The following is a 25,806-nucleotide window of genomic DNA, read 5'->3' as shown; positions in this document are numbered from 1 at the left end:
CGCTTCTGCAACTCTGCGGATGACGAGATCTCCCCGACCTGTCCTGACACGAGCCGACCCACATCCCTCGCCCGTGCCCAGCTACGGGTCGATGACACCGGTTGTCACAGCCATGACGGGGGCCGGCTCGGAAACACAGCGAGTGCTCCGCGATCTCGAGCACGTCCCGCTCCCGCCGCTACTCCTTCACGCTGAGGCCCACGCCCTGTACGACAAGGGCGTCGGCATCGACCGTCTCTCCGACCAACTTCCCGTCGGGACGTTTGTGCAGCCAGCCGCGGCCAGTTGATTCGCTGGCGTGTGGTTCATGTGGTGAGGGCGGGGGTCCTGGGCTCGCGGGGTTCGTAGAAGGTGCCGTCGCGGAGCATGGCGAACAGGACGCTGATGCGGTGACGAGGCATAGCCGGCTCATGGCGCGGTGATTCCGAGACCGCGCGGCACCTCGCCGGCGGCGGTGCCTCTGACCCGTCCTCCTCCGCTCCCTTCCGCATCAGATGTCCGCTGTGTGCACTCAAGTTTCCTTCTGGTTAAAAAAATTGATTGAACTGGATCGAAACAAACATGAAAGATAATGTCTCGATCAGAAAAAGTGATCTCTAGGGTAAGGAGGCCGTGCCATGCTGGCCGAGACCACCGAGCGCAGCCGCCTTGGGCGGGCTGTTGCCGCGCATGGTGTGAGGCGCCTCGTCGGCGTCCGGGAGACCGGCAGCGAGAACGACCGCACCTGGATCGCCGACACGGACGAGGGCCGCACCGTTGTCATCAAGGAGTTCCCGGCCGACCCGTCCAGTGCCTCCTCCGCGCGGATGCAGGCAGCGCTCCTTGCCCATGTCGCGCGAGCCGATCCCCGCCTTCCTGTGCCCCGGCTGCTCACTCGGGAGAACGGGCGGCCCATCACCGTCGAGGAAGGAAGAAGCATCCTTGTCACCACCTTCTGCACCGGCGTCCCACTTGAGGATGTGACGCTCGATGAGGCGACGGTCGACTCGCTCGCAGAGGTGCAGGCGCGGCTCCTGTCGGCTCTTCGTAACGCCGATCCCGGGGAACTGTCCGTGCCCGCACGCAGCGAGTGGTCGCTCGACGCGATCCTCGACGTCGAGCACCTCATCCCGGTGCACGCACCGCCCGTCCTGCGTGCGACGTTGGAGGAGATCGGCAGAGGCTTCCGGGAGCACGTGATCCCGGTGCGCGACACGCTGCCGGCCCAAGTCGTCCACGCCGACTGCAACCTCTCCAACGTCCTCGTCGAAGAAGGCGCCGTGAGCGGAGTCATCGACTTCGGCGACGCAGTGCACGCCCCGCGCGTCTACGACATCGCCGTGACGGCCTGCTACCTCGGCCTGGCCCTCGGCGACCTGGAGCACACGCTGGTCGACCGCTACCTCGCCGCAATCGGCCGGGCCTGTGGACTCGACGGACGGGAGACCTCGCTCATCCGCTCCCTCGTCCTGGTACGGGTGGCCCTCGTGATCCTGCTCGGCAGAGAGAGCGCACGTCGTGCCCCCGCTCGCGCGGACTACCAGCTCCGATACGACCACTTGGCCGAGCGCGTCCTCCTCGCTCGGGCCGCACGCACCACCGAGAAGGAAGAGTGACCGTGCACAGCGCCACCCCATTGCCCCGCGCTGCTTCCGCAGAAAGCACGATGGTCAATCGATTCGATCCGGCGAGCGCCGCCTCGGTGCTCTCCGCCGCGGACCAGGGCTTGCTGGACCGACGCCGCGCCGTGCTGGGGGACATCTATCCCCTCTTCTACGACAAGCCGGTGCACGTCGTGCGCGGCCGCGGCGCCCGGCTCTGGGACGCCGACGGCAACGAGTACCTCGACGCATACAACAACGTTCCCGCCGTCGGGCACGCCAATCCGAGAGTCGCCGAAGCCGTACGCCGCCAGCTGACGCGGGTCAACACGCACACCCGTTACCTGCACGAGAGCGTCGTCGCGTACGCGGAACGCTTCCTTGGGACCCATCCAGCCGGTCTCGACCGGGTCGTCTTCACCAACTCGGGGTCCGAGGCGAACGACCTCGCCGTCAGCATGGCCCAGTGGCGTACCGGCGCCCAGGGCGTCGTCGTCACGCGGAACGCCTACCACGGCACGACCCGGCTGCTGTCCGGGCTCTCCCCGGAGAACGGGCCGCGGATGCCGCTGCACCCGTGGGTACGGGTGGTCGACGCGCCCGACACCTTCCGGCACGGTGAACAGGCCGGGACCGTCTTCGCCGAGTCGGTACGGGTGGCCGCCGAAGACCTGCGCCGCCACGGACTTGGCTTCGCCGCACTGCTCGTCGACACGATCCTCTCGACCGACGGCATCTTCCCCGGAGAGCCGGGCCTGCTCGCCGAGGCGTTCCGGGTGACGCATGCGGAGGGCGGTCTCGTCGTCGCCGACGAGGTACAGCCCGGCATGGGCCGTCTCGGCGAGACGATGTGGGGATTCCAGCGCCACAGCGACGACGTCGACATGGTCACCTGCGGCAAGCCCCTCGCCGGCGGGCTCCCCATCGGCACGCTCGTGCTGTCGGCGGACCTGTCCGACGGCTACGCCCAGGGGCACCGCTACTTCAACACCTTCGGCGGCAATCCCGTCTCCATTGCCGCGGCGGCCGCCGTGCTGGACGAGATCGAGGACCGCGCCCTCCTCGACAACGCCCGCCGCACCGGAGCACAGCTGCTCGGCCGGCTCACCGAGATCTGCGCGTCCAGCCCGATCACGGCGGACGTGCGCGGCGCGGGCCTGTTCATCGGGGTCGAGATGGCCGCCACCGACGGCGACGGCGGCGGGCGCTGGGCCCGCCGCATGGTCAGTGGACTGCGCGACCGGCATGTCCTCATCTCGGCGGTCGGCCACTCGGGCCAGGTCCTCAAGATCCGTCCTCCCCTCGTCTTCGACGCCGACGACGCGGACGAGTTCATCGATGTCTACGCGGAGGTCCTCGCGGAAGTCAGCAGCAAGGAGACAGCCCATGAGTGACATTCTCGCCGTCGAGGGAGTCGGCAAGAACTTCGGTCCGATCACCGCCCTCCGCGACGTCAACCTCCGGGTGCGCGCGGGCGAGATCGTCACCCTCGTCGGCGACAACGGCGCCGGCAAATCCACCCTGATGAAGATCATCTGCGGCGCCAACGCCTCCGACGCGGGGCGGGTCAGCGTCAACGGCGAGACACTGTCGAGCCTCCAGGACGCCAAGCGCCTCGGCGTCGGCGTCGTCTACCAGGACCTCGCCCTCACTCCGCACCTCAGCGTCGCGGAGAACCTGTTCCTCGGCAATGAACTGAAGCGCGGCAAAGGGCCGTTCGCGGTCCTCGACCGCACAGGTATGCGCAAGGAGTCGAAGCACGCGATCGAACGACTCGGCATCTCCACGCTGCGCGACGTCCGACTCCCCGTCGCCCGTCTCTCCGGCGGCCAGCGGCAGGTGCTCGCGGTCGCCCGGGCGATGAAGTGGGCCGAGAACGTCATCCTGCTCGACGAGCCGACGGCGGCCCTCGGCCCGAAACAGGTGGGTGTCGTTCTCGACACGATCCGCCGGGCCGCCTCGCACGGACTCGGGGTGATCCTCGTGTCCCACGACATACCCAACGTACTCAAACTGACGGACAGACTCGTGGTGCTGCGTCACGGCACCATCGTCGCCGACCTCCGGCCGGCCGGACTCTCGGTCTCCGACGTCATGACCGTGATGGTAGGTGAGGAGCAGACATGAGCGCCGCCACCCATTTCAAGACAGCCGACGACACCCCGGTGACCCGGGCGCTCCCGCACCGCGTCCGGGAGGCCCTGGCCAACCGGGCCGTGCAGATCATCCTGGTCGAGATCGTCGTGGTCGCCGTCTTCCAGGCGCTCTCGCCAGGCGGAGCCTTCCTCAGTGAGGCCAACGTCCTCGGCATGCTCCTGACGGCTTCCCAGGTGCTGCTGCTCACCGCGGGACAGGCCGTCCTGATGTCCGCCGGCCACATCGACGTCTCCCAGGGCGCCGTGGTCATCGTGTCGTCGGTGGTGTCCGGCAAGGTCATGATCGCCATGACCGGGGACGTGTCCACCGCACCGGTCCTGCTGGTGGGTCTGGTCGTCGCCGTCGTCACGGGCGTGGTGCTCGGGGCCGTCAACGGAATCATGACCGGGGTCGTGGGAATCAACTCCCTGGTCGCGACCCTCGGGATGCTCTCGATCGGCACCGGCGCCGCCCAGGTGATCGCTGACGGCGTGAACCTCACCGGGCTGCCTGTGGAACTGGGGAGTTCCTTCGGCAGCGTCCAGTTCGGCGCGCTGCCGCTGCCGACCCTGGTGGGCGCCGTCGTCCTCGCCGTCATCTGGATCGTGTTCCGTACGACCGCGTGGGGCACCCATGTCCTCGCGATGGGATCGAACGTCGTCGCCGCCCGCCGGGTTGGCATCAGGACGCTCCGCAGGACGGTCGGGATCTTCGTGCTCTCGTCGGCGCTCGCCGGCCTCGCGGGGTACATCGACCTCGCCCGCTACTCCACGACGAACGTCTCCGGCCACCTCAGCGACTCGATGGCCGCCATCGCGGCCGCGCTCATCGGCGGCACCGCCCTGACCGGAGGACGCATCAACTTCCTCGGCGCGATCTTCGGTGCGCTCCTCGCGATCATCCTGCAGTCCGGACTCGTGATCATCGACCTCTCGCCCTTCTACCAGACCATCGCGATCGGCGTCATGCTCCTGATCGCCGTCAGCCTCGACCGCGGAAACCGCACCAAGCTCGGCGCCGACTAGGTCCTGTCCGGCGGACCCGCCGGACCCGAAGCCCCTCCTCACCGGTTCCCACAAGCCGCCGGACGGCACCGCCCGCACACCGTCCGGACCTTCTCGACCGCACCGGCAGCGTGGCCGCCGTGGTCGCCACTCCTCCCCTTCGTCCCACCAGGAGAGACCCATGTCCCACGCTCGTTCCCGCCGCTTGATCACGGTGATAGCTGCCAGCACCGCCCTCACCACCGCCATGCTGCTCACCGGATGCTCGTCGTCCGCCGAGAGCGCCTCCTCCTCCGGCGGCGACCTCACCGTCTCCATGGTCACGCCGGAGAGCACCGGTGAGTACTACGGCGCGATGTACTGCGGTGCCCGGAAGGCCGCCGACGAGGCCGGGATCCACCTGAAGATCCAGGGCACGCCGGAGACCACCGTCGACGCCGAGATGCAGGTCCTGCAGTCCGTCCTCGCCACCGACCCCGACGGACTGCTGCTCACCGTCTGGGACAACAAGGCGTTCAACCAGACCCTCGCGTCCTACACGGCCAAGGGCAACCCGCTCATCATGCCCGACTCGTTCCTCTCCAACGACGAATACCTCCAGTCCATCCGCACCGACAGCTACCAGTCGTCCTACGATGCCGCCGTTCAAGCTCTGAAGGACTTCGGCGTCAACTCCGGCAAGGTGCTCATCGTCACCGACTCACCCGGAAACACGATCCAGTCCGATCGCGCGGACGGATTCAAGGACGCCATCGAGAAGAACAGCGACCTCGACGTCCTGAAGTACCAGTACGTCGGCGGCGATTCCGCCAAGTCCTCCCAGGCGTTCAGTTCCGCCTTCGCCGCCAACGCGGACCTCTCTCTTGTGTTCTCCACCAACATCGGCGCAGGTACCGGCGTGGCCAACGGCATCACCAGCTCCCACGCGAAAGGCGTCACCCACATCGGGTACGACACTTCCAAGGCGCAGGTCGAGTCACTGCGCGCCGGCAACTACGACGCGCTGATCGGACAGAGCCCTTACCAGATGGGCTACGAATCGATGGAGCTGGCAGGGCAGGTCCTCAGCGGGAAGAAGGACGCCGACTCGGTGAAGCAAAAGACCGTCAACACACCCTGGAAGCTCATCACCGCCAAGAACGTGGACAGCGACGACAGCGCCAAGTTCCTCTACAACGCCGACTGTTCGGCCCAGTAGTTGACACGCCCCCTGCTCCGGGAGGAAGCCGCCGCCTGGACCGGGCCTGCCCCCAGGTGCCTCCCCGCATCCTGCTCCGCAGGCTTCCTCCCCGAGCAGGTGAGACGAAGGGTAGACAGATGGTCGAGGACTCCTCGCTCCTGCACCTGCGCGACCGTCTGGAGTCGGGCGCGTTGAGCAGCCTCGCTCTCGTACGCGAGTACGTACGGCGAATCATGCTGCTCGACCGCGACGGGCCGCGCCTCAACGCCGTTCCCGTCCTCAGCCCCACCGTATTCGACGATGCGGCGGTCCTCGACACCGAGCGCGCAGCGGGCCGGGTCCGCAGCCCGCTCCACGGGATCCCTTACACGGTGAAGGACTCTTTCGCCGCGGCGGGACTGACCCTGGCGGCCGGCTCCCCGGCTTTCGCCCGGGTCGTCGCCCAGCAGGACGCCGTCGTCGTGGAACGGCTGCGCCGCGCCGGAGCCCTCCTCGTAGGCCGCACGAACATGCCGCCGATGGCGATCGGCGGCGGTCAGGCCGGGCTGTACGGGCGGACGAGGAGCCCCTACAACCCTGAGTACCTCGCCGCGGCGTGGCACTCCGGTTCTTCGATCGGATCGGGCGTCTCCGTCGCGGCGGGCCTGTGTGCCTTCGGGATCGGAGAGGAGACCGTGTCCTCGGGACGCTCCCCGGCGTCGAACAATGCCCTGGTCGCCTATACCCCGTCGTGGGGTGTGGTGCCCAGCACAGGCAACTGGCCGCTACATCCGTACCGCGATGTCGTCGTACCGCACACACGGAGCGTGGCGGACCTGCGCGAGGTCCTCGCCGTGATCGCCGGCGGTGACCCCCGGGACGTTTGGGCCCGGCAGACCGCCGTAGACATCACACTCGCCGACACCGTGGCCAAAGCCCTCCGCTCGTCAGCGCCAAGGACGTCGCTCAAGGGGCTCGTCATCGGTGTTCCCCGGCTCTACCTCGGGGAGGAACACCGAGACGTCACGGCCCCGCCACTGCGCCCATCGATCCGCCGCGTCTGGGAACGGACGGAGCGGACCCTGCACGCGGCCGGCGCCAGTGTTGTCCGCGTCGACTTCCCGCTGGTCGAAGCCTACGAGGGACGCGGCACCAGGCATCCGTCGCTGGAAGAGCTCGGCTATCTGCCGGCCGACTGGACGGCGTACGAGCTCGACGCGCTCATGACCTTCTCCTGGCAGCGCCACCTCGACGCGTTCGCCAAGGAACCGCTCTCCCTCAGCCAGGTCGCACCCGCCGCCGTGCGCCCGGACGCTCCCTGCTCGGTCGACATCGTCGAGAGCGGACTTCTGCACCCGGGACGCGACGTCTTCGACTTCGCTCGCATCCTGCGCCAGGACGCACCGGACGAGAAGGAGGTCCTGAGCCGGTCCGCCGCGGCGCTCGCCGGGCTCGACGCGGCCCGCCGGAACCTGTTCGAAGACTGGATGGCCCGAGAAGGGCTCGACGCCGTCGCGTTCCCCGCCAACTCGGACATCGGGGCCTGGGACGCGGAAACCAACCCCGCATCGGCCCGCACCGCCTGGCAGGACGGCACAGTCTTCTCCACCACCAATCATGTGCTGCGCCGGGTAGGCATTCCGAGCGTCACCGTGCCCATGGGATTGATGGACGACACCGCCATGCCGGTCGGGCTCACGGTCTGCGGGCCCGCGTACGACGACCTCCGCCTACTCGCCATCGCAGAGGAGATCGAGGGCCTCCTGCCCGCCCGCACCCCGGCCTCACTCCCCGGCGTACCCGAACTCCTCCCGGCGACCGGTACGGGCCGAAGCGGTGCCGCCCGGCATGTGCGCGCCCGCATCGACGGCGACGCGGAAATCGCCCCGGACGGCTCCGTGAAGGTCCGGGTACGAACCGAGGTGGAGTCGACCGTCAGCACACGCGTCCTGCTCGACATCGGCGGACAGACCCGTGAACTCACCCCGGGCGCCCGCGAGGAGGAGTTCCGCCTGGCAGCGGTCCGGCGATCCGTCCACGGAGAGACGAGCATCCTCGTCCTCCTCACCGTCGCCGCAACCGACGGCACCATTCTCAACTGCGCCCTCACCGAGCTTCCGTACACGCGGCCCCGCCCCACCTGACCCGTTCCCCACCCCGTACCACCCGCGAAGGACACATCACCATGACGACTACACCGAACTTGATCAGCGGGCCCGGCACCGCTTCGGCGAACACCCCGCCCTCCGGGCTGATCTGGTGGTCCGCCACACGGCTGCGCGACGCCATCGCCACCGGCGAGATCACCGCGGTCGAGCTGATGACGGCCTGCTATGACCGTATCGAGGCCACAAACGACAGCATCAACGTGATCGTGCACCGGATCCCGCGCGAGGAGGCGATCGCGCTCGCCCAGGAGGCCGACCGCCTCCGCGACGAGGGCGGACCCCTCGGCCCGCTGCACGGGATTCCCGTCGCCATCAAGGACCTGGTCGACGTCGCGGGCATGCCCACCTCGCGTGGCTCGCGGGCGTTCGCCGACCGCGGCCCGCGCGCGACCGATGTACCCCACGTCCGCAAGCTGCGCGAGGCAGGGGCTCTCATCGTGGCCAAGACCAACTCGCCGGAGTTCGGCGTTGGTACGGTCACCTGGAACGATGTCTTCGGTATCACCCGCAACCCGTACGACACGAGCCGTCACGCGGGCGGATCCACCGGAGGCGTGGCCGCCGTCGCCGCCGGCATGCTGCCCCTGGTGGACGGCTCGGACTCGGGCGGGAGCCTGCGCTACCCGGCCTCTTTCTGCAACGCAGTCGGCCTCAGGACCACCCCCGGTCTCGTGCCCGCAGCCTCAGGGCCCGGGGCCTGGGAGCCGCACTCCGTGAACGGCCCCGTCGCCCGCTCCTGCCGAGATGCCGCGCTGATGCTCTCGGCGATGACCGGGACGGACGAACTGACCCCCCTCGGCCACGGCCTCGGCGCCACCGCGGAGCTCGGCGCCCCGGGCAGTTCCCCGATCCGGCTCGCGTGGAGCGAGGACCTCGGCGACCTGCCCGTCTCCACCGAGGTACGCGAGGCCTTCCGCTCGGTTCGGCGCACCCTGGAAGCGGCCGGCGTCGAGGTGGTGGACGTCGACCTGGACTTCGCGGGCGTCGACCGCGCGTGGCAGACGATCGAGATGTTCGGCTGGTTCTCCCTGCTCGGCCGGGACCCGATCGAGCATCCCGAGAGGTACCGCGCCGACTTCGTCACCAACGTGACTGAAGCATCGGCCTATTCGACAACCGAGCTGGTTGAGGCACAGCAGCGCCGTTACGAGCTGTTCGTCCGGTTCACCGAACTGCTTCGTCACTTCGACGCGTTCGTCTGCCCAGGTGCGCCCGTCGTCGCGCCCCCTGCCGAGGTCCCGTGGGTCGCGGAGATCGAGGGCACGACATTCGACCGGTACTTTCAGTGGCAGCGGCTGGCCTGCCGTCTCGTCCCCTCGCAGCATCCGGTGCTCGCGATGCCCGCCGCGTTCGGCAGTTCGGGGCTTCCTGTCGGGATCCAGGTGGTCGGCCGCTATGGACGTGACGTGGAACTCCTCGCGCTGGGCGAGCGGCTAGAGTTGCTTCTCGGCGTGGCCGGTGTCCGTCCGGGACTCCACGGATGACCCAGGGCCCGTCCGCTGCTGTCGGGCGGCTCCCGCAGGGAAGCGCAGGATCGCATGCCGAGGGTTCCTCCTCGGGGCAGAGGGGAGAGGACGCGCATGGCCAGCCAGCGTGAAAAGCGTCTCCAGCGCATCCTGGAACTCCTCGAAGAACACGGCAAGGTCGAGACCGCCCCTCTCGCCCAGGAACTCGGTGTCACCGAGCTGACGGTGCGCCGGGACATCGACCACCTCAGTGGCCAGGGAATCGCCCGCCGGGTCTACGGCGGACTCGAACTGAACGCGGGACGCAGTTTCGAGCCGCCCTTCTCGATGCGGATCAGGAAGAACGTCGAGCGGAAGAAGGCGATGGCCCGGGCCGCCGTCGACTTGGTCAAACGCGGCGAGAACATCGCCCTCGACTTCGGCACAAAGGCATACTTCGTCGCGCTGGAGATGCGCGAACGCCATCTTCAGGCACTGGTCGGGGTCACGAGCGTCCAAGTCATGGAAGTCCTGGGCCAGGACAGCGACATCCACGTCCTGATCCCAGGTGGCGAACTCCGGCCCCAAGAGCTGAACTTCTACGGATCGACCACCCAGCGCTTCTTCCGCGAACACCGCTGGGACACGGCGATCGTCTCGGTCGCCGGCGTCAGCGTCGAATCCGATCTCGTGTCGGACTACAACGAAACCGACGCACAGCTCAAAGCCGCGATGCTTTCCAGCGCCGACCAGGTCGTGCTGCTGGTGGAGGAACGACACCTGGGAGCCGTGTCCTTCTCACCCGTCGGGTCACTGAGCCGGATCACGACCATAGTGACCGATGCTCCCCGCGCAAATCCGGTCGTCGAGAGCCTTGAGTCGCACGGTGTGACCGTGGTCCACGCCGAGCACACACCGAAGTGACCTCCGGCCCACCCGCGAGACAAACTCCCCCCGGCCCACCGCGCACCCTTGCCGGAATCCCCTACCCCACTTGCTCTCTGTCCTTCAACCCTCATCTCTTGATGGGAGGCTCAGTTGACCACCGCACGCGAAGCCGTCGAGACCTGCTACGAGCACATCCACACGGCCGAACACCCCGAAGTCTGGATCACCCTGCGCGACCGTGAACTCTCGCTCGCACTGGCCGAGTCGATCGACGTCAGAGTCCGGGACGGAGCGCAGCTCCCCCTCGCCGGGACAACCGTCGCGGTCAAGGACAACATCGACGTCGCGGGCCTGTCGACGACCGCGGGAGCCCCCGGGGTACGGCACACTCCCACCGTCAGCGCCGAGACGGTCCGCCTGCTGGAGGAGGCCGGTGCGATCGTCGTCGGGAAGACCAACATGGACCAGTTCGCGACTGGACTGGTCGGTACCCGCACGCCCTACGGGACACCGGCATCGGCAAGCGACCCGACGCTCGTCGCGGGCGGATCGAGCTCCGGTTCCGCGCTGGCCGTCGCCCTGGGGCTGGTGGATGTGGCGCTGGGAACCGACACCGCCGGATCCGGGCGGGTACCCGCCGCGTTCAACCACCTCGTCGGGGTCAAGCCGACCCTCGGCATGCTGTCCTCAGCGGGTGTCTACCCGGCCTCTCCGAGCTACGACACGGTGTCGGTGTTCGCCCGCACACTGCACACCGCCAGCACGGCGATGCAGATCATGACGGCCGGCGCCGGGTCGAGGCCCTGGGAGCGGCACGCACGCCTGTCCATGTCACGAGGGCGGGTCGGCACCGTGGACGAAGCGACGCTGGAACTCGTCGACGCGCACTGGAGAACGGCATACCTGTCCACCGTCGAAGCCCTGGCCGCTGCGGGAATCGAAACCGTCGAAGTCGACACGGCCCCCCTGCTCGCGGCCGCGAAACTCCTCTACGAGGGCGCCCTCCTCGCCGAGCGCGCCTACGCGTTCGGCGATGTCCTGGCCGAGCTGGGACCGGAGGCCGACCCAACCGTCGCCTCCATCGTGCTGCCGGCCCGGAAGTTCGCCGCCGTCGATCTCGTACGCGACCAACAGAGGCTGGTAGCCGCTCGGGCGACAGCTTCGGGAGCCCTCTCAGGGCTGGACGCGTTGCTCCTTCCGACCGCGCCCGGTCATCCGAGCATCGAGGAGGTCCGCGCCGACCCGGTCGGGGCGAACTCGCGCAACGGCATGTTCACGAACTTCGTCAACCTGCTGGACCTCAGCGCCCTCGCCGTCCCGGCGGCCGGATCGACTCCGCGACGGCCCGCCGGAGTCATGCTGGTCGGCCGGGCACACGACGACCTGGTACTGGCCGACATCGCCGCACGCGCCACTCTGGTCGATGCCCCCGCGCCGGCGCAGCTCTGGGGCGCACCGTACCGGGAGCTCATGGTGATGGGCGCCCACCGCAGCGGGCAGCCGTTGAATCACCAACTGGTCGACACCGGATCCCGCTTGCTGGGTACGGTGCGGACGGCACCCACGTACCGGATGGCGCGGCTCGGCACGACGCCCCCCAAACCCGCGGTCTGGAAGACGGGGGACGGCGGTGCGTCGATCGTCGGCGAACTGTGGGCGCTCACCCCGGACGGGCTCGCGGACTTCCTCGGGAAGCTTGCCGCACCCATGGCTCTCACCCCGGTGACACTGGAAGACGGTCGCGAGGTACTCGGCTTCACCTGCGAGCCCGGAGCCCTGGACGGAGCCGAGGACATCACGGCTCACGGCGACTGGGTCGCCTATCTCCGCGCCTCCCACCCGAGTGACTCACCGGACAGCGGCCCCGCAGTCCCCGTTGAAGACCGACTGAGGTTGTGATCGCGAGAGGGGAATCGGACTCCGGCCGGAGGGCACACAGATACGGCTGCTCAGCGGGTTTTTCAACGTCCGCTCGGGAAGGGGCAGTTGGGCGCCCGCCGGGCTGTTGAAGGCCGATGCGACAGTGGTGCGGCCTTGGTGTGATCATGTGCGTTGTCGAGACGCTGTTGATCATGCCAAGGCCGCGAGGGCGAGTCTGCTGCACGACGCTGTCCGCGTCGATTCCTTGACCGTGTTGTCCCGGTTCCGGACCGACTTCTACGACTGCCTGACCGCCCGGCGCTGATGCGCTGTTCGAGCTGACGGACGCGGTGTTGTGCACGGACGGGCCCGTGCGGTCACTGGTCGAACTGGCTCTCGCGCCGGAACACCGCCGTGGCCACGGGTCGCTCTACGGCGGGTTGAACCAGGGCCGGATCGACATTGGCCGACTGCGCCGGGCGCTGGCCGGGCTGCCGCTGCCGAAGGCAGCGGACGGCAGGCTGGTCCTGGCGGTGAACGTCTCGCCGTGGCTGCGGCCGGACGCCGCCACGGTCCCGGACCGCTCGTTCTGCCACACGTACGGCCGCGGCGAGGCCAAGCATCGGATGATGCCCGGCTGGCCGTACTCGATCGTGTCCGCGCTGGAGACCGGCCGCACCTCCTGGACCGCAATCCTGGACGCGGTCCGCCTCCAGCCCGGAGCCGACCTCGCCGCGATCACCACCACGCAGATCCGCGAGGTGGTCGAGCGCCTGATCGAGGCCGAGCAGTGGACGGAGAGCGACCCGCAGATCCTGGTCGTCCTGGACTCCGGATACGACGCCCCGCGCATTGCCCACCTCTTGGCCGGCCTGCCGGTCCAGATCCTCGGTCGGCTCCGCTCCGACCGCGTGATGCGCCGACCGACACCCACGCGGGTCTACGACCCCAAGGGTGGCCGACCGCCCAAGCACGGCGGCGAGTTCGTCTTCGGCGACCCCGTCACCTGGGGCACTGAGCAGGCAGTGACCATCACCGACACCCGCCTCTACGGGAAGGCGACCGCGCAGGCGTGGGACCGGCTCCACCCCAGGCTGACCCGGCGGGCCGCCTGGCTCGACCACGACGGGCCGCTGCCGATCATCGAGGGCACCGTGATCCGTCTGGCCGTCGAGCACCTGCCCTCCGGCGGGGTCAACAAGCCGGTCTGGCTGTGGTGGTCAGGCACTGGCGCCACCACGGCGGACGTCGACCGCTGCTGGCAGTCCTTCCTCCGCCGCTTCGACCTCGAACACACCTTCCGCATGCTGAAGCAGACTCTCGGCTGGACCCGGCCGAGGCTTCGCACCTCGGCCGCGGCGGACCGCTCGACCTGGCTGGTGATCGCCGCCCAAACCCAGCTCCGACTCGCCCGCCCGCTGGCCTCCGACCTCCGCCGCCCGTGGGAAAAACCGGCCCAGCCGGACAAGCTCACCCCCGCGCGGGTCCGACGTGGGTTCAGGAACCTCCGCACGACAGCCGGTTCTCCAGCCAGTGCACCGAAACCCACCCGCCCCGGCCCCGGTCGGCCACCCGGCTCGAAGAACCGTCACCCCGCCGCCCGCCACGACGTGGGCAGAATCCTCGCCACTGGTCAGGCATACACCCGCCCGCCCACCACAAGAAGGGCACCTAACCCCGGCGCCAAGCCTCACCAACACCCCGGCATTGAGACCTCCCTGGCAGTCGGGTTGGATAGCAATGGCGTGACAGCCGGAAGCAAGGGGAAGGGAATGTTCGCGTTCCTTGTGCTGGGCTTGGTACTGATCGCCCTGGTCATCATCTTGGGGGTCATTGGGGTGCATGCTCTGCTTCTCGGCCGTATGCCCGGCCAATGGCTCCAGCAGCGAGTACGGCGACCCAGACTCTGGGGAGCAGGGGCGATCCTGATACCGACCAGCTTGAACCTGCGCTCCCCATCTCTCCTGGTTGCCGGTGTCGTCCTCGTTGTCGGTGTCGTCCTCATCGCGCTGGGACATGCCGCGAAGCCCCCTCGATGACGCCAGCCAGCCATCAAGGTTAAACGCCAAGCTCAGAGGCTGCGCGGATAGGAGTAGTAAGGCATCCGGCCAGCAAGGCAGGCACAGGTCCTGACGATCATGGAGTTGCGACGCTCTGTGATCACCTGGGAGACCTGTGCCGTCGACGGCTCCATCACCAAGGCACCCGGCGGCGGCGAGGTTCGCCCGACGCTCACCGGTGGACCGCGGGAAACAGGGTCTGAAACGCTCGGGCATGACGGATGGCTACGGCATCCCGCTGGGCCGCGTCCTGGCCGGAGCGAACCGGCACGACTCACCCCTGCTCGCCCCGACCCTGGACCGCCTGGACGACCTGGTACCCCTGCCCGACGACGTTACCGTGCACCTGGACGCCGGCTACGACTCGGACAAGATCCGCACGCTGCTCGACGAGCGCGGACTGCACGGCCGGATCGCACACAAAGGCCAGAAGGCGCCGATCCAGGCAAGTCAGCGGTGGCACGTCGAGCGCACCCACGCCTGGCAGAACGCCCTCCACAGCCTCGCCCGCTGTTACGAACGCCGGGCCGCCGTCATAGACACCTTCTTCGACCTCGCCGACACGATCATCGCCATCCGTAGCCTGATCCGTCAGGCATGGACGACTCACCGTTGGGGCGAGCGCCCTAACCGCCGACCATGACCGCACTCCTATCCACTTGACCTCTTACAGACTCCAACCCGGCGGATGGCGGAAGATGTCAGACAGGGAACGATTTTAAGCGCGCACCGCACGGGGCGGAATATTTCACCGGAGGAAAACCAGAATGTTGATTCAGGCAGCCCGAGGCCTAGCCATCCGCCACGTTCGCCAGAAAGTTCCGATTTACGTTGATCAGGTGATCAAGTGCTGCTCTGGCGGCGGCCAGGCTGTCTATTGTGGACGAAAGGCGATTTCGCTCCTGATTCATTGCGGTCAAAGCTTCCCGGGCTCTGTCCATGTTGGGCTCCGCCATACAGGGGACCATCTGAGCGATGGTTCTGCTGGACATTCCGGCGGCCAGGAAGCTCTGAACCAACGCCACCCGCTGGACGTGATCATCGTCGTAGCACCGCTGGCCGCTGGGGGACCTTGTGCTGACCAGCAAGCCCTGCTGCTCGTAATAGCGCAGTGATCGACGGCTTGCTCCTGTCCGGGCGGACAGTTCACCGATCCGCATCTCAACCCCTCGTGTGCATTGGGTCACAGCGACTTGCCCTTGACATCGATGTGAGCGTTTAGGTTAACCCATGGCTCGCGATCCGCCGCCAGGGCATCTGGTTGCCGACCTCTCGCGTCCGCGAGCACGAAAAGGAGAAGTCCGTGATCAAGTTCGCTTTCATGATCAACCGTATCGATGGAATGACCTTCGATGAATTCGTTGAGCATCACCGAAATCGCCACGCCCCGTTGTTCACCTCCATTCCAGAAGCGCGGCAGTACGTGAAGAAGTACACCGTCTCCCACCCGGTACCCGCCGAAGGGTATCCGAGCCCCGCCTACGACGGCCTCACTGAAATCTGGTTTGAAAGCTGGGCGGATCACGACGCCTTCTTCGCGTCTAAGAATTACAAGGAGTTGGTGAACCCGGACGAGAGTAAGTTCATCGATATGAATTCAGTAGCAGTAATGGTCACTGAAGAAAGGGTTGTGGTCTAACCCTTTGGGCACTTTATGTGGCAGGCGATGCGGCGGGGCATCAACGTGATGGAGGCCCAGCGATCAGGGTTTCGGAGTGCTGGACGGGCCGTTCGTCGTCGCGGGCATGTTGGCGGTCGCGCATGATGCAGGCACAAAAATCTCTCGACGACCCGGCGGCGGGGTAGACCGACGAATCCGGAGCTGTCCTTGGGGCGGCTTTCCTTGGGCTTGTCGCGATCACGTATCCGTCGATCGTTCCCACCCTGACGGTAGCCCTGGTGGCGTGGTGGGCCTTCTCCGTACACCTGAGGCTCTGACAGCCCGGTCATGGCAGCGCAGGGCACAGGTCTCTCCGATGATCACAGAGCCTCGCAACTCCATGATCGCCAGGACCTGTGCCTGTCTTGCGGCTGGGTGCCACCATCACGCCTATCCGCGCGCCCTCTAAGAGATTCCGCGGGTAGGGGCGCGGTCGCGAGCGCTGCGATACCGCCGCCCGGACCAGCGGAACATGCCCCACGCCTCCGAATTTGCGTTAGAGCGCACTCCAACTCCTAGTTTCGGCGCATGCGATACATCAAACTCGGAACGACCGGACTGGAAGTCTCTGCCATCACCCTCGGCTGCATGAGCTTCGGCGAGCCGGACCGGGGCGGCGAGCCCTGGTCGCTGGGCGCGGACGCCAGCCGGGACATCATCAAGCAGGCCCTCGATGGCGGCGTCAACTTCCTCGACACGGCCAATGGGTACAGCGCCGGAAGCAGCGAGGAGATCGTCGGCCAGGCGGTCAAGGACTTCACCCGGCGCGAGGAGGTCGTTCTTTCCACCAAGGTCTGGATGCGGATGCGCCCCGGCCCGAACGGCGCCGGGCTGTCCCGCAAGGCGATCTTCGCCGAGCTCGACGCCTCCCTGAAGCGGCTGGGGACCGACTACATCGACCTCTACCAGATCCACCGCTGGGACTATGACACCCCGATCGAGGAAACCCTCGAGGCGCTGCACGACGCGGTCAAGTCCGGGAAGGTCCGCTACATCGGAGCCTCTTCCATGTACGCCTGGCAGTTCGCCAAGGCCCTGTACCTGGCTGACCTGAACGGCTGGACCCGGTTCGTGTCGATGCAGGACCACTACAACCTCATCCACCGAGAAGCAGAGCGGGAGATGCTCCCGCTCTGCGCCGACCAGGGCATCGGCGTGATCCCGTGGAGCCCGCTGGCGCGGGGCAGGCTGACGCGGGTCCGGGACACCGCCACGGCGCGTGCCGAGACCGATGAGGGCGGCAAGATCCTCTACCGCGACGGGGACCAGGCAGTGGCCGAGCGCGTCCACGAGATCGCGGGCAAGCGGGGTCTGTCCCCGGCCCAGGTCGCCCTGGCCTGGGTCATGCGCAACCCGGCGGTGACCTCGCCCATCGTCGGGGTCACCAAGCCGGCCCAGCTGGCCGACGCACTCGCCGCGGTGGACGTCGAACTCGACGAAGCCGAGGCTGCCTACTTGGAGGCGCCCTACCAGCCGCACGAGGTCGCCTACCTGGAGGAGTCCTTCTACAAGTCGCGCCCTGTGGCGGGCTCCCGGTAGTCCGGGCTATCGCCGGCCTTCGACGAGTCCTTGGCCTCGGCCTTCACAGCCCTGTGGTGGGCCCGGCGGTGCTTGCGGGCGGGCAGCGCGCAACTGCATGATCTGGGCACTGCCCGCCAGCGCGGTGAGCAGGATGCTTGCCACTGCGGCCAGCAGCAGGGCGACGCGCAGCGGAACGTGCCCGTGGGCACCGAGTAGCTGACGTCCACCGACTGCTCCTGAGTTTGGTCAATTGGTAAAGTGGGCACGCCCCTGAAAGTCACTGCCGTCCGCACGCCCGCGCCGCCGCTCGGCGCGGACACCGGCACAGTGCTGCGGGAGTGGGCGGACGTTCCGGCGGAAAGGCTCGGCCGGCTGCGCGCCGCCGGGGTGCTCGACTGAACGGGGCCGGACAGGAGCGGTACTGACGGTTGATCAGGCGCTGGTCGTGGAGCCGGGGCGCACGATCATCAGGACGACGACGATCGCCCAGAGCAGGTTGAAGACACCGGTGAGGCCGGCCAGTCGGGCGGCGGCGCGCTTGGTGTCGGCGCCGTCTCCGGCCGCTCCGGTTTCGTCCGCAGCCGTCGCCGCCTCGATCATGCTCTGCTGACCGGGCAGGATGGCCAGCGCCAGCAGCGCGGCGGCGATCGTCGTCAGCACGATCGACGTGATCAGCCAGGCGTCGGTGAGGACGCCGAGCTGGGCGCCCGTGGCGATCCCGAAGACCGGGACGGCGACCCCGACGACCGCGTAGCCGCTGCAGATCCGGTGGAGCAGTGCCGTGGCGCCGACGAAGCGTCCTTCCTCCCCCGCCGCCAGGCGCGCGTAGCGCGGGAACATCGACGCCGCCACGGCGATCGGCCCGACCACCAGGATCGAGGCGAGGACATGGATGGAGAGCAGCAGCTTGGTCACCGCGGGCCCCTTCGGGGAGATGGCTCGATAAGTTGGCTGCCAATAGGTACCACGCCAATGCGTTCCATAGGTAGGCTGGCTACCCATGAAGACAGACGCGGTGCGTGGGCACCTCGACGGACTGTTGCTGGCCGTGCTCGAACCCGGTCCGCTGCACGGCTACGCGATCATCGCGGCGGTCCAGCAGCGGAGCGAGGGCGCGCTCCAGCTCCGTACGGGCACGATCTATCCGGCCCTGAACAGGCTTGAGCGGCTGGGACTGCTCGGCAGCAGCTGGGAGTCCGTCGGCGAACGGCGGCGACGCTGCTACCGGCTGACCGACGCCGGGCGCGGCAGCCTGGAGAGCGAACGGACGGCATGGCGCGAGTTCACGACGGCCATCGGCTCGGTCCTGAACCCGGCCGCCGCCGCACCGCGGCCCCGGACCGCGACATGAGCGACCCGACCACCACCAGCGTCCCGGAAACCACAGCCGGCGACCCGGTCGCGGGCTACGTCGAGGCCCTGTCCGCCGCGCTGCACGGCCCCGTCCGGGCCAAGTCCCGGATGCTCCAGGAGATACGGGACGGTCTCACCGACACGGTCGATGCGTACACCCGCGACGGTGTGCCGCGCGACCGGGCCGCCGTCCTGGCGGTGCGGGAGTTCGGCACACCGGACGAGCTGGTGCCGGGCTGCCAGCGGGAGTTGACCCTGGCGCAGACCCGGCGGACCGCCCTGTCCGTCACCCTCACCGTCCCGTTCCTGATCGTCTGCTGGCATCTGATCTGGACCTCGGGCCAGAGCTGGCAGCTCCAGCAGACGGCGCAGCTGGTCGCCGTCCAACTGGCCGCCGTCGCGGCCGTCGCGACGCTCCTCACGGCCGCCGCACTCGCCGCCACCGGCGCGCTCGCGCGCAAACTGCCGACGCCTGAGCGGCTGCCGCTGGCGGTGGCCTGGGCGGGCACGACAGCGGGTGTGGCGATGGTGGTCGCCACACTCGCGCTCGCGGTGCTGTCACCGCTGGCCACGAACTGGCCGCTGGTCACGCTCGCGGCCATGGTCACCGCCCTCTCGCACGGCATGGTGGCCTCCTCCGCCCGTGCGTGCCGCCGCTGCGCGCGTCTGCCGGTGTCGTAACCAGGCCACTCCTTGGCCGAAGGTGGGATTCGGATCGCCCATACAGCCCCAGACGTGCAATCTCGGGCCATTTAAGGGGATATCCGTAAATAGCATGGCTTCAGCCATCGCCATTCGGCATCGAGTGCACTTCAGGAGGTCTTCATGTCAGATATCGCGGTACAGGGGACGCCAGAACGAAGAATCACCGGGCGACGTGACGGCGGTGAGCGCTCGCGGGGAAGGGTCGTGCGGGCCTGGCTGGGATTGGCCATGCTCGCGGGCCTGACGGTCCCACTCGCCGTGGCATCGCCCGCCGCCGCGCATGACAACCCTGCGCACCACAAGCCTTCCCACGCCTACGTCACCAACGTCGAAGACGACACCGTGTCGGTGATCAGCACCAAGACCAACACCGTCACCACCACCATCCCCGTCGGCGACCGTCCTTTCGGCGTGGCCGTCACCCCGAACGGTCGCCACGCCTACGTCACCAACAACAACAGCGACAACGTGTCGGTGATCGACACCAGGACCAACCGGGTCACCACCACCATCCCCGTCGGCGACGGACCTGTCGGCGTGGCCGTCACCCCGAACGGTCACCGTGTCTACGTCACCAACTTCGCCGGCGACAACGTGTCGGTGATCAACACCAGGACCAACACCGTCACCACCACCATCCCCGCCGGCAACGGGCCTTTCGGCGTGGCCGTCACCCCGAACGGTCACCGTGTCTACGTCAGCAACGACCTCGGCGACACCGTGTCGGTGATCGACACCAGGACCAACACCGTCACCACCACCATCCCCGTCGGCAACGGACCCGCCAACCTGGCCGTCACCCCGAACGGTCACCGTGTCTACGTCACCAACGCCAGCAGCGACAACGTGTCGGTGATCGACACCAGGACCAACACCGTCACCACCACCATCCCCGCCGGTGACCTTCCCAACGGCGTGGCCGTCACCCCGAACGGTCACCGTGTCTACGTCACCAACCTCAACAGCGGCACCGTGTCGGTGATCGACACCAGGACCAACACCGTCACGGCCACCATCCGTGTCGGCACCTGGCCCCGGGGAGTGGCCTTCACCCCGAAGGGTGACCGCGCCTACGTCGCCAACCAGCTTTCCGACACCGTGTCGGTGATCGACACCAGGACCAACACCGTCACCACCACCATCCCCGTCGGCGACGGACCCATCGGCGTCGCCATCACCGAGGCATGCCGGAGTCACGTTCGGAGCTGTGGAGAAGGGGGAGCAGGGAAGTGAGGGTGTCGTCGTCGGCGGACAGTCCGACGGCGTCCAGGAGGAGGACCAGGCCCTCCTTGCGGTCCGCGTGACCTGCGGTCACGCGAGCCGCCACGGCGAGCTGTTCCGGAGCGTCGGACAGCGGTCGGCATGACCGCGGCCCGGGCCGAGACCCGGGCCGCGGCACCCTTGGGACAAGGGTGGATCAGACCGCTCAGGAAGCCAGTGCCGGGATGATCTCGGAGCCGTACGTGTCGATGGTCGCTTCCTTCGCGTCGTGCATGTTGTAGACGGCGAACTGGTCGACGCCCAGGGCCTTCAGCGCCTTCAGCTTCTCGATGTGTGCCTCCGCCGGGCCGAGCAGGCAGAAGCGGTCCACGATGTCGTCGGGCACGAAGTCCGTTGACGGGTTCCCGGCCCGGCCGTGGTGGCTGTAGTCGTAGCCCTCGCGCTGTTTGATGTACGTGGTAAGGGCGTCGGGCACCAGGTCGGAGTGCTCGCCGTAGCGTTTGACCAGGTCGGCGACGTGGTTGCCGACCATCCCGCCGAACCAGCGGCACTGGTCGCGCGCGTGGGCGAGGTCGTCGCTCACATAGGCGGGGGCGGCGACGCAGATGGTGACGGAGTCCGGGTCGCGTCCGGCGTCGGACGCGGCCGTCCGGACGGCCTGGACCATCGTCTCGGTGAGATACGGGTCGGCGAGCTGGAGAATGAAGCCGTCGGCCTTGGCGCCGGCCATGGCCAGGGCCTTCGGCCCGTACGCGGCCATCCACACCGGCAGCTTCCCGTTCCGCACCCAGGGCAGCCTGAGCGGCTTGCCGTCCACCAACGCCTCACGCCCCTCGGCGAGTTCACGGATGACGTCGATCGACTCGCCCAGCCGCGCGAGCGTGTTGGGCGCGCGGCCCGCGACGCGCATCGCGGAGTCGCCGCGGCCGATGCCGCACACGGTGCGGTTGCCGTACATCTCGTTGAGCGTGGCGAAGGTGGACGCGGTCACCTCCCAGGTCCGGGTGCCCGGATTGGTGACCATCGGGCCGACGATCAGCTCGGTGGTGTGTTCGAGGATGCGGCTGTAGATGACGAACGGCTCCTGCCACAGCACGGCGGAGTCGAAGGTCCAGCCGTAGCGGAAGCCGTTGCGCTCGGCGCGCCGCATGAGTCCGACGACCGCCGACGCCGGCGGGTCGGTCTGCAGGACAAGTCCGAAGTCCATGGCGGGCCACTCCAAACTCTCAGGTGAGGTACTGACAGGTGGCGCGGGGGGTGTAACTGCCGTGCCCCGGGCGCCCGGTGTACTTCCGGCCGTCGATGACGACCTCTCCGCGCGACAGGACGGTCTCGACCTGTCCCGTGATCCGCTTCCCCTCGTACACCGAGTAGTCGACGTCCATGTGGTGCGTCTCGGCGGAGAGGGTCTGTTCGGCGTGCGGGTCGTAGATGACGATGTCGGCGTCGGCGCCGGGGGCGATGGTGCCCTTCTTCGGGTAGAGGCCGAACATCCTGGCCGGGGTCGCGCAGGCGATCTCGATCCAGCGGCGCCGGGTGATGTGCCCGTCGACGACAGCCTGGTGGAGCAGGTCCATCCGGTGCTCCACGCCCGGCAGCCCGTTGGGGATCTTGGAGAAGTCGCCCCGGCCCATCTCCTTCTGCCCGTTGAAGCAGAACGGACAGTGGTCGGTGGAGACGACCTGGAGGTCGTTGGTGCGCAGTCCGCGCCAGAGGGCGGCCTGGTGCTCGCGGGGCCGCAGCGGGGTCGAGCAGACGTACTTGGCGCCTTCGAAGTCCGGCTCGGCGAGATTGTCCGTGGAGAGGAAGAGGTACTGCGGGCAGGTCTCGCCGAAGACCGGAAGTCCCTTGTCGCGGGCGGCTGCCAGCTCGGCGACGGCCTCCTCGGCGGAGACGTGCACGACGTACAGGGGCGCGTCGGCGACGCGGGCGAGCTGGATGGCGCGGTGGGTCGCCTCGGCCTCCAGCAGGACCTTGCGTACTTCTCCGTGGTAGCGCGGATCGGTGCGGCCGGCGGCCAGGGCCTGTTCGACGAGGACGTCGATCGCGATGCCGTTCTCGGCGTGCATCATGATCAACCCCCCGTTGTGGGAGGCCCGTTGCATGGCGCGCAGGATCTTGCCGTCGTCGCTGTAGAAGACCCCGGGGTAGGCCATGAACAGTTTGAAGGAGGTGATGCCCTCCTGGACGAGGAGGTCCATCTCCTTGAGGGAGTCCTCGTTGACGTCGGCGAGGATCATGTGGAAGCCGTAGTCGATGGCGCAGTTGCCGTCGGCCTTCGCGTACCAGGCGTCGAGCCCTTCGCGCAGCGCCTGGCCGGGCGACTGGATGGCGAAGTCCACGATGGTCGTGGTGCCGCCCCAGGCGGCGGCGCGGGTGCCGGTCTCGAAGGTGTCGGCGGCGAACGTCCCGCCGAACGGCATCTCCATGTGCGTGTGGCCGTCGACGCCGCCCGGGATGACGTACTTGTCGGTGGCGTCGATGACCCGGTCGGCGGTCCAACCCGCCGCTACGTCGGAGCCGTTGGCGGCGAGCGCGACGATCCGGCCGTCCTCGGTCAGCACATCGGCGTGGACTTCGTCGGCGGCCGTGATGACCAGACCGCCCCGGACGAGCGTGCGTTTACTCATGACATGGCCTCCGTGACATGACTGACGTGGGGCTGGACGTGCCTGGAAGTGGCTGAGCGAGCTGATGTGGCTGTCCCCGGCCGCCGGACCGGGTGGTTTCCCGGCCCGGTCAGGCGATCGGTGAACTAGACACTGCCCAGGGCGCGTTCGAGGATCGCCGCGCCCTCTTCCGCCTCGGCGACCGTGAGGGAGAGCGGTGGGGCGATGCGCAGCACGCTGGTGTCGTGGCCGCCGCCCTTGCCGATCAGCAGGCCGCCCTCGCGTGCCGCCTCGGTCACTGCCGCCGCCGCTTCCGGGTTCGCCTCGTCGGTGCCGGGCTTCACCAGCTCGATGCCGATCATCAGGCCGCGTCCGCGCACTTCCCGTACGGCGGGGACCGAGGCCCCCACGGCGCGCAGCCGCTCGATCAGCAGGCCGCCGACCCGGCGCGCGTTGCCGGGGAGGTCCTGCTCCAGGAGGTACGCGAGGTTGGCGACGCCCGCCGCCATCGTGACCGGGCTGCCGCCGAAGGTCGAGATGGAGTTGGTGTCGAGGCAGTTCATGATCTCGGCACGGGCCACGACACCGCCGATGGACATGCCGTTGCCGATGCCCTTGGCGAAGGTGAGGATGTCCGGCGGGCCGTTGTCGGCGTGCGCCTGCCAGCCCCAGAAGTGCTCGCCGGTACGGCCCCAGCCGGTCTGCACCTCGTCGGTGATCCACAGAATGCCGTGCCGGTCGAGGACTTCGCGGAACGCGGCGTACAGACCGTCCGGCGGCGAGGTGAAGCCGCCGACGCCCTGGATCGGCTCGGCGATCAGCGCGGCGGGCGCGCGGACGTGCCCGAGCAGGTCCTCCAGGTCGGCCACGCACGCCGCGATGAACTCCGCGTCGGACAGCCGCGCGTACGGGCCGCGCGTACGGACGCCGCCGTGCACGTACAGCGTCTGGAGCGGCGAGAGGCTGGTCGGGGACCAGCCGCTGTTGCCGGTGACGGACACTGCGGAGAAGGACCGGCCGTGGTAGCTGTTGCGCATCGCCAGGATCTGGTTGGAGCGGCGGTACGCGGTGGCGAGCAGCAGTGCCGTGTCGTTGGCCTCGGTGCCGGAGGTGGTGACGAAGACCCGCGCGTCGGGGATGCCGGAGAGGTGGGCGACGCGCTCGGCGAACTCCACCATCGGGCGGTTGAGGTAGAGCGTGGACGAGTGGATGATCCGCCCGGCCTGCTCGCTGACCGCCTTGGTGACCTCGGGGAGGGCGTGGGCGGTCATGGTGGTGAGGATGCCGCCGAAGAAGTCGAGGTACCGGTTGCCTTCGGCGTCCCAGACGTGGCGGCCCTCGCCGTGGGTGAGTTCGATGGGCTTCTGGTAGTAGAGGGCCAGCCAGTCCGGCAGGACGGCGCGGTGCCGGCCGTGCAGATCGGTGGCGGGGAGCCGGACCGGGCCGTCGTGGGACGGCCCGGCGGGCGGGTTCGCGGCGGGGCCCGCCGCCGGGTTCGCGGGCGCTTCGGTCACGGCTGCACCAGGCCCTCGTACGCGTCGGGTCGGCGGTCGCGGTAGAACGCCCACTGCTGGCGCACCTCGTCGATAACGCCGAAGTCCAGGTCCCTGACGACCAGTTCCTCCGTCTTGTCGCTCGCGGTCTCGCCGACGAACTGGCCGCGCGGGTCGACGAAGTACGACGTCCCGTAGAAGTCGTTGTCGCCGTACTCCTCCTGGCCGACGCGGTTGATGGCGGCGATGAAGTACTCGTTGGCGACGGCGGCGGCGGGCTGTTCGAGCTGCCACAGATAGCTGGAGAGACCGCGCGAGGTCGCCGACGGGTTGTAGACCAGTTCGGCGCCGTTCAGGCCGAGTTGGCGCCAGCCCTCCGGGAAGTGCCGGTCGTAGCAGATGTATACGCCGACCTTGCCGACGGCGGTGTCGAAGACGGGCCAGCCCGCGTTGCCGGGCTTGAAGTAGTACTTCTCCCAGAAGCCCTTGACCTGCGGGATGTGATGCTTGCGGTACTTGCCGAGGTACGAGCCGTCGGCGTCGATCACGGCGGCGGTGTTGTAGTAGAACCCGGACTGCTCGACCTCGAAGACCGGCACGACGACGACCATTCCGGTCTCGCGCGCGAGGTCCCGCATCCGGGTCACAGTCGGCCCGTCCGGGACCGCCTCCGCCCACCGGTAGTGCTCGGGCTCCTGCACCTGGCAGAAGTAGGGGGCGTTGAACACCTCCTGGAAACCGATGACCTTGGCGCCTTGCCGGGCCGCCTCTCGGGCGTGCTCCTCATGCTTGGCGATCATGGATTCGGTGTCACCGGTCCAGGTCGCCTGGACGAGTGCGGCGCGTACGACTCTGGCCACGTGCTGCTCCTTCGGCGGAAGGTCGAGCGTTCTCCGTACGTATTTCCGAGCGTAGTTCCGAGCCTGTTTCCGAGCGCGTTCTAC

At 68.3% G+C, this 25,806-nt stretch carries 21 protein-coding genes and 2 pseudogenes; 17 read left to right on the top strand and 6 right to left on the bottom strand.

The genetic code is table 11. The features are described 5' to 3' along the window. The first annotated feature begins 617 nt into the window (after nt 1-617). The 11 genes and pseudogenes from ACIBLA_RS03765 to ACIBLA_RS03715 form a co-directional block, all read left to right on the top strand. Nucleotides 618-1,595: a phosphotransferase enzyme family protein gene (locus ACIBLA_RS03765; protein WP_399197673.1), complete on the top strand. Its 978-nt coding sequence runs from the start codon at nt 618-620 to the stop codon at nt 1,593-1,595. Nucleotides 1,596-1,645: 50 nt separating this feature from the next. Then, nucleotides 1,646-2,974 (top strand): aspartate aminotransferase family protein, encoded by a 1,329-nt coding sequence (locus tag ACIBLA_RS03760; RefSeq protein WP_363242840.1) that lies wholly within the window; start codon nt 1,646-1,648, stop codon nt 2,972-2,974. After that, entirely contained in the window at nt 2,967-3,707 is a 741-nt protein-coding gene (locus tag ACIBLA_RS03755; RefSeq protein WP_363242841.1) for an ATP-binding cassette domain-containing protein, read from the top strand. Before ACIBLA_RS03760 ends, ACIBLA_RS03755 begins: the two co-directional genes overlap by 8 nt. Next, nucleotides 3,704-4,741, top strand: a complete 1,038-nt coding sequence (locus ACIBLA_RS03750; protein ID WP_399197672.1) for an ABC transporter permease — start codon at nt 3,704-3,706, stop codon at nt 4,739-4,741. Before ACIBLA_RS03755 ends, ACIBLA_RS03750 begins: the two co-directional genes overlap by 4 nt. Nucleotides 4,742-4,901: 160 nt before the next feature. Beyond that, nucleotides 4,902-5,918 carry a substrate-binding domain-containing protein gene (locus ACIBLA_RS03745; protein ID WP_399197671.1) on the top strand — a complete coding sequence of 339 codons (1,017 nt, stop codon included), beginning with the start codon at nt 4,902-4,904 and terminating at the stop codon, nt 5,916-5,918. A gap of 119 nt (nt 5,919-6,037) precedes the next feature. After that, nucleotides 6,038-8,023 (top strand): amidase family protein, encoded by a 1,986-nt coding sequence (locus ACIBLA_RS03740; protein WP_399197670.1) that lies wholly within the window; start codon nt 6,038-6,040, stop codon nt 8,021-8,023. 41 nt (nt 8,024-8,064) lie between these two features. Beyond that, nucleotides 8,065-9,531, top strand: a complete 1,467-nt coding sequence (locus ACIBLA_RS03735) for an amidase (protein ID WP_399197669.1) — start codon at nt 8,065-8,067, stop codon at nt 9,529-9,531. Nucleotides 9,532-9,627: 96 nt separating this feature from the next. Further along, nucleotides 9,628-10,416: a DeoR/GlpR family DNA-binding transcription regulator gene (locus tag ACIBLA_RS03730; protein WP_363242846.1), complete on the top strand. Its 789-nt coding sequence runs from the start codon at nt 9,628-9,630 to the stop codon at nt 10,414-10,416. A 114-nt stretch (nt 10,417-10,530) separates the two neighbouring features. Next, nucleotides 10,531-12,279 carry an allophanate hydrolase gene (atzF, locus tag ACIBLA_RS03725; RefSeq protein WP_399197668.1) on the top strand — a complete coding sequence of 583 codons (1,749 nt, stop codon included), beginning with the start codon at nt 10,531-10,533 and terminating at the stop codon, nt 12,277-12,279. Nucleotides 12,280-12,475: 196 nt separating this feature from the next. Further along, a pseudogene (locus tag ACIBLA_RS03720) lies at nt 12,476-13,922 on the top strand (NF041680 family putative transposase); the annotation flags it as partial. Nucleotides 13,923-14,417: 495 nt separating this feature from the next. After that, a pseudogene (locus ACIBLA_RS03715) lies at nt 14,418-14,943 on the top strand (transposase); the annotation flags it as partial. A gap of 148 nt (nt 14,944-15,091) precedes the next feature. On the opposite strand, the gene ACIBLA_RS03710 reads toward ACIBLA_RS03715, so the two are convergent. Next, entirely contained in the window at nt 15,092-15,460 is a 369-nt protein-coding gene (locus tag ACIBLA_RS03710) for a MerR family transcriptional regulator (protein WP_363242848.1), read from the bottom strand. A gap of 143 nt (nt 15,461-15,603) precedes the next feature. Here ACIBLA_RS03710 and ACIBLA_RS03705 point away from each other — a divergent pair, with 143 nt between their 5' ends. The 3 genes from ACIBLA_RS03705 to ACIBLA_RS03695 all read left to right on the top strand — a co-directional run bounded on the left by ACIBLA_RS03705 (nt 15,604) and on the right by ACIBLA_RS03695 (nt 17,880). Next, nucleotides 15,604-15,939 (top strand): EthD domain-containing protein, encoded by a 336-nt coding sequence (locus ACIBLA_RS03705; protein WP_363242850.1) that lies wholly within the window; start codon nt 15,604-15,606, stop codon nt 15,937-15,939. Between the two features lie 549 nt (nt 15,940-16,488). Beyond that, nucleotides 16,489-17,499 carry an aldo/keto reductase gene (locus tag ACIBLA_RS03700; protein ID WP_363242851.1) on the top strand — a complete coding sequence of 337 codons (1,011 nt, stop codon included), beginning with the start codon at nt 16,489-16,491 and terminating at the stop codon, nt 17,497-17,499. A gap of 240 nt (nt 17,500-17,739) precedes the next feature. After that, nucleotides 17,740-17,880, top strand: a complete 141-nt coding sequence (locus ACIBLA_RS03695; RefSeq protein WP_363242852.1) for a hypothetical protein — start codon at nt 17,740-17,742, stop codon at nt 17,878-17,880. A 33-nt stretch (nt 17,881-17,913) separates the two neighbouring features. On the opposite strand, the gene ACIBLA_RS03690 is transcribed toward ACIBLA_RS03695, so the two are convergent. Beyond that, nucleotides 17,914-18,396 carry a DUF2269 family protein gene (locus ACIBLA_RS03690; RefSeq protein ID WP_399197667.1) on the bottom strand — a complete coding sequence of 161 codons (483 nt, stop codon included), beginning with the start codon at nt 18,394-18,396 and terminating at the stop codon, nt 17,914-17,916. Between the two features lie 85 nt (nt 18,397-18,481). On the opposite strand from ACIBLA_RS03690, the gene ACIBLA_RS03685 reads away from it, so the two are divergent. From ACIBLA_RS03685 to ACIBLA_RS03675, 3 genes are all read left to right on the top strand, one after another. Beyond that, nucleotides 18,482-18,832 (top strand): helix-turn-helix transcriptional regulator, encoded by a 351-nt coding sequence (locus ACIBLA_RS03685; protein ID WP_399197666.1) that lies wholly within the window; start codon nt 18,482-18,484, stop codon nt 18,830-18,832. Continuing rightward, nucleotides 18,829-19,515 carry a permease prefix domain 1-containing protein gene (locus ACIBLA_RS03680; protein WP_363242855.1) on the top strand — a complete coding sequence of 229 codons (687 nt, stop codon included), beginning with the start codon at nt 18,829-18,831 and terminating at the stop codon, nt 19,513-19,515. Before ACIBLA_RS03685 ends, ACIBLA_RS03680 begins: the two co-directional genes overlap by 4 nt. Before the next feature lie 228 nt (nt 19,516-19,743). Continuing rightward, the gene (locus ACIBLA_RS03675; RefSeq protein ID WP_399197665.1) at nt 19,744-20,772 is read left to right on the top strand and encodes a beta-propeller fold lactonase family protein; all 1,029 of its coding nucleotides are present in this window, start codon (nt 19,744-19,746) and stop codon (nt 20,770-20,772) included. A 193-nt stretch (nt 20,773-20,965) separates the two neighbouring features. Here ACIBLA_RS03675 and ACIBLA_RS03670 read toward each other — a convergent pair whose 3' ends face one another. The 4 genes from ACIBLA_RS03670 to ACIBLA_RS03655 all read right to left on the bottom strand — a co-directional run bounded on the left by ACIBLA_RS03670 (nt 20,966) and on the right by ACIBLA_RS03655 (nt 25,722). Then, entirely contained in the window at nt 20,966-21,967 is a 1,002-nt protein-coding gene (locus tag ACIBLA_RS03670; RefSeq protein ID WP_363242858.1) for a TIGR03842 family LLM class F420-dependent oxidoreductase, read from the bottom strand. 19 nt (nt 21,968-21,986) lie between these two features. Then, entirely contained in the window at nt 21,987-23,390 is a 1,404-nt protein-coding gene (gene hydA / locus ACIBLA_RS03665; protein ID WP_399197664.1) for a dihydropyrimidinase, read from the bottom strand. 125 nt (nt 23,391-23,515) lie between these two features. Then, nucleotides 23,516-24,787 (bottom strand): aspartate aminotransferase family protein, encoded by a 1,272-nt coding sequence (locus ACIBLA_RS03660; protein WP_363242917.1) that lies wholly within the window; start codon nt 24,785-24,787, stop codon nt 23,516-23,518. Between the two features lie 92 nt (nt 24,788-24,879). Continuing rightward, complete coding sequence (locus tag ACIBLA_RS03655) at nt 24,880-25,722, bottom strand: nitrilase-related carbon-nitrogen hydrolase (RefSeq protein ID WP_363242860.1); 843 nt, start codon at nt 25,720-25,722, stop codon at nt 24,880-24,882. Between the last annotated feature and the right edge of the window lie 84 nt (nt 25,723-25,806).

This window comes from Streptomyces sp. NPDC050433 (assembly GCF_044458565.1).
GTDB lineage: Bacteria > Actinomycetota > Actinomycetes > Streptomycetales > Streptomycetaceae > Streptomyces.
This window is presented reverse-complemented; position numbering and strand designations above follow the sequence as displayed.

Bases quoted from the DNA above. Each gene is read 5' to 3' on its own strand.
- ACIBLA_RS03765 (WP_399197673.1), top strand. From the start codon at position 618: ATGCTGGCCGAGACCACCGAGCGCAGCCGCCTTGGGCGGGCTGTTGCC.
- ACIBLA_RS03760 (WP_363242840.1), top strand. From the start codon at position 1,646: ATGGTCAATCGATTCGATCCGGCGAGCGCCGCCTCGGTGCTCTCCGCC.
- ACIBLA_RS03755 (WP_363242841.1), top strand. From the start codon at position 2,967: ATGAGTGACATTCTCGCCGTCGAGGGAGTCGGCAAGAACTTCGGTCCG.
- ACIBLA_RS03750 (WP_399197672.1), top strand. From the start codon at position 3,704: ATGAGCGCCGCCACCCATTTCAAGACAGCCGACGACACCCCGGTGACC.
- ACIBLA_RS03745 (WP_399197671.1), top strand. From the start codon at position 4,902: ATGTCCCACGCTCGTTCCCGCCGCTTGATCACGGTGATAGCTGCCAGC.
- ACIBLA_RS03740 (WP_399197670.1), top strand. From the start codon at position 6,038: ATGGTCGAGGACTCCTCGCTCCTGCACCTGCGCGACCGTCTGGAGTCG.
- ACIBLA_RS03735 (WP_399197669.1), top strand. From the start codon at position 8,065: ATGACGACTACACCGAACTTGATCAGCGGGCCCGGCACCGCTTCGGCG.
- ACIBLA_RS03730 (WP_363242846.1), top strand. From the start codon at position 9,628: ATGGCCAGCCAGCGTGAAAAGCGTCTCCAGCGCATCCTGGAACTCCTC.
- ACIBLA_RS03710 (WP_363242848.1), bottom strand. From the start codon at position 15,460: ATGCGGATCGGTGAACTGTCCGCCCGGACAGGAGCAAGCCGTCGATCA.
- ACIBLA_RS03700 (WP_363242851.1), top strand. From the start codon at position 16,489: ATGCGATACATCAAACTCGGAACGACCGGACTGGAAGTCTCTGCCATC.
- ACIBLA_RS03685 (WP_399197666.1), top strand. From the start codon at position 18,482: ATGAAGACAGACGCGGTGCGTGGGCACCTCGACGGACTGTTGCTGGCC.
- ACIBLA_RS03680 (WP_363242855.1), top strand. From the start codon at position 18,829: ATGAGCGACCCGACCACCACCAGCGTCCCGGAAACCACAGCCGGCGAC.
- ACIBLA_RS03670 (WP_363242858.1), bottom strand. From the start codon at position 21,967: ATGGACTTCGGACTTGTCCTGCAGACCGACCCGCCGGCGTCGGCGGTC.
- hydA (WP_399197664.1), bottom strand. From the start codon at position 23,390: ATGAGTAAACGCACGCTCGTCCGGGGCGGTCTGGTCATCACGGCCGCC.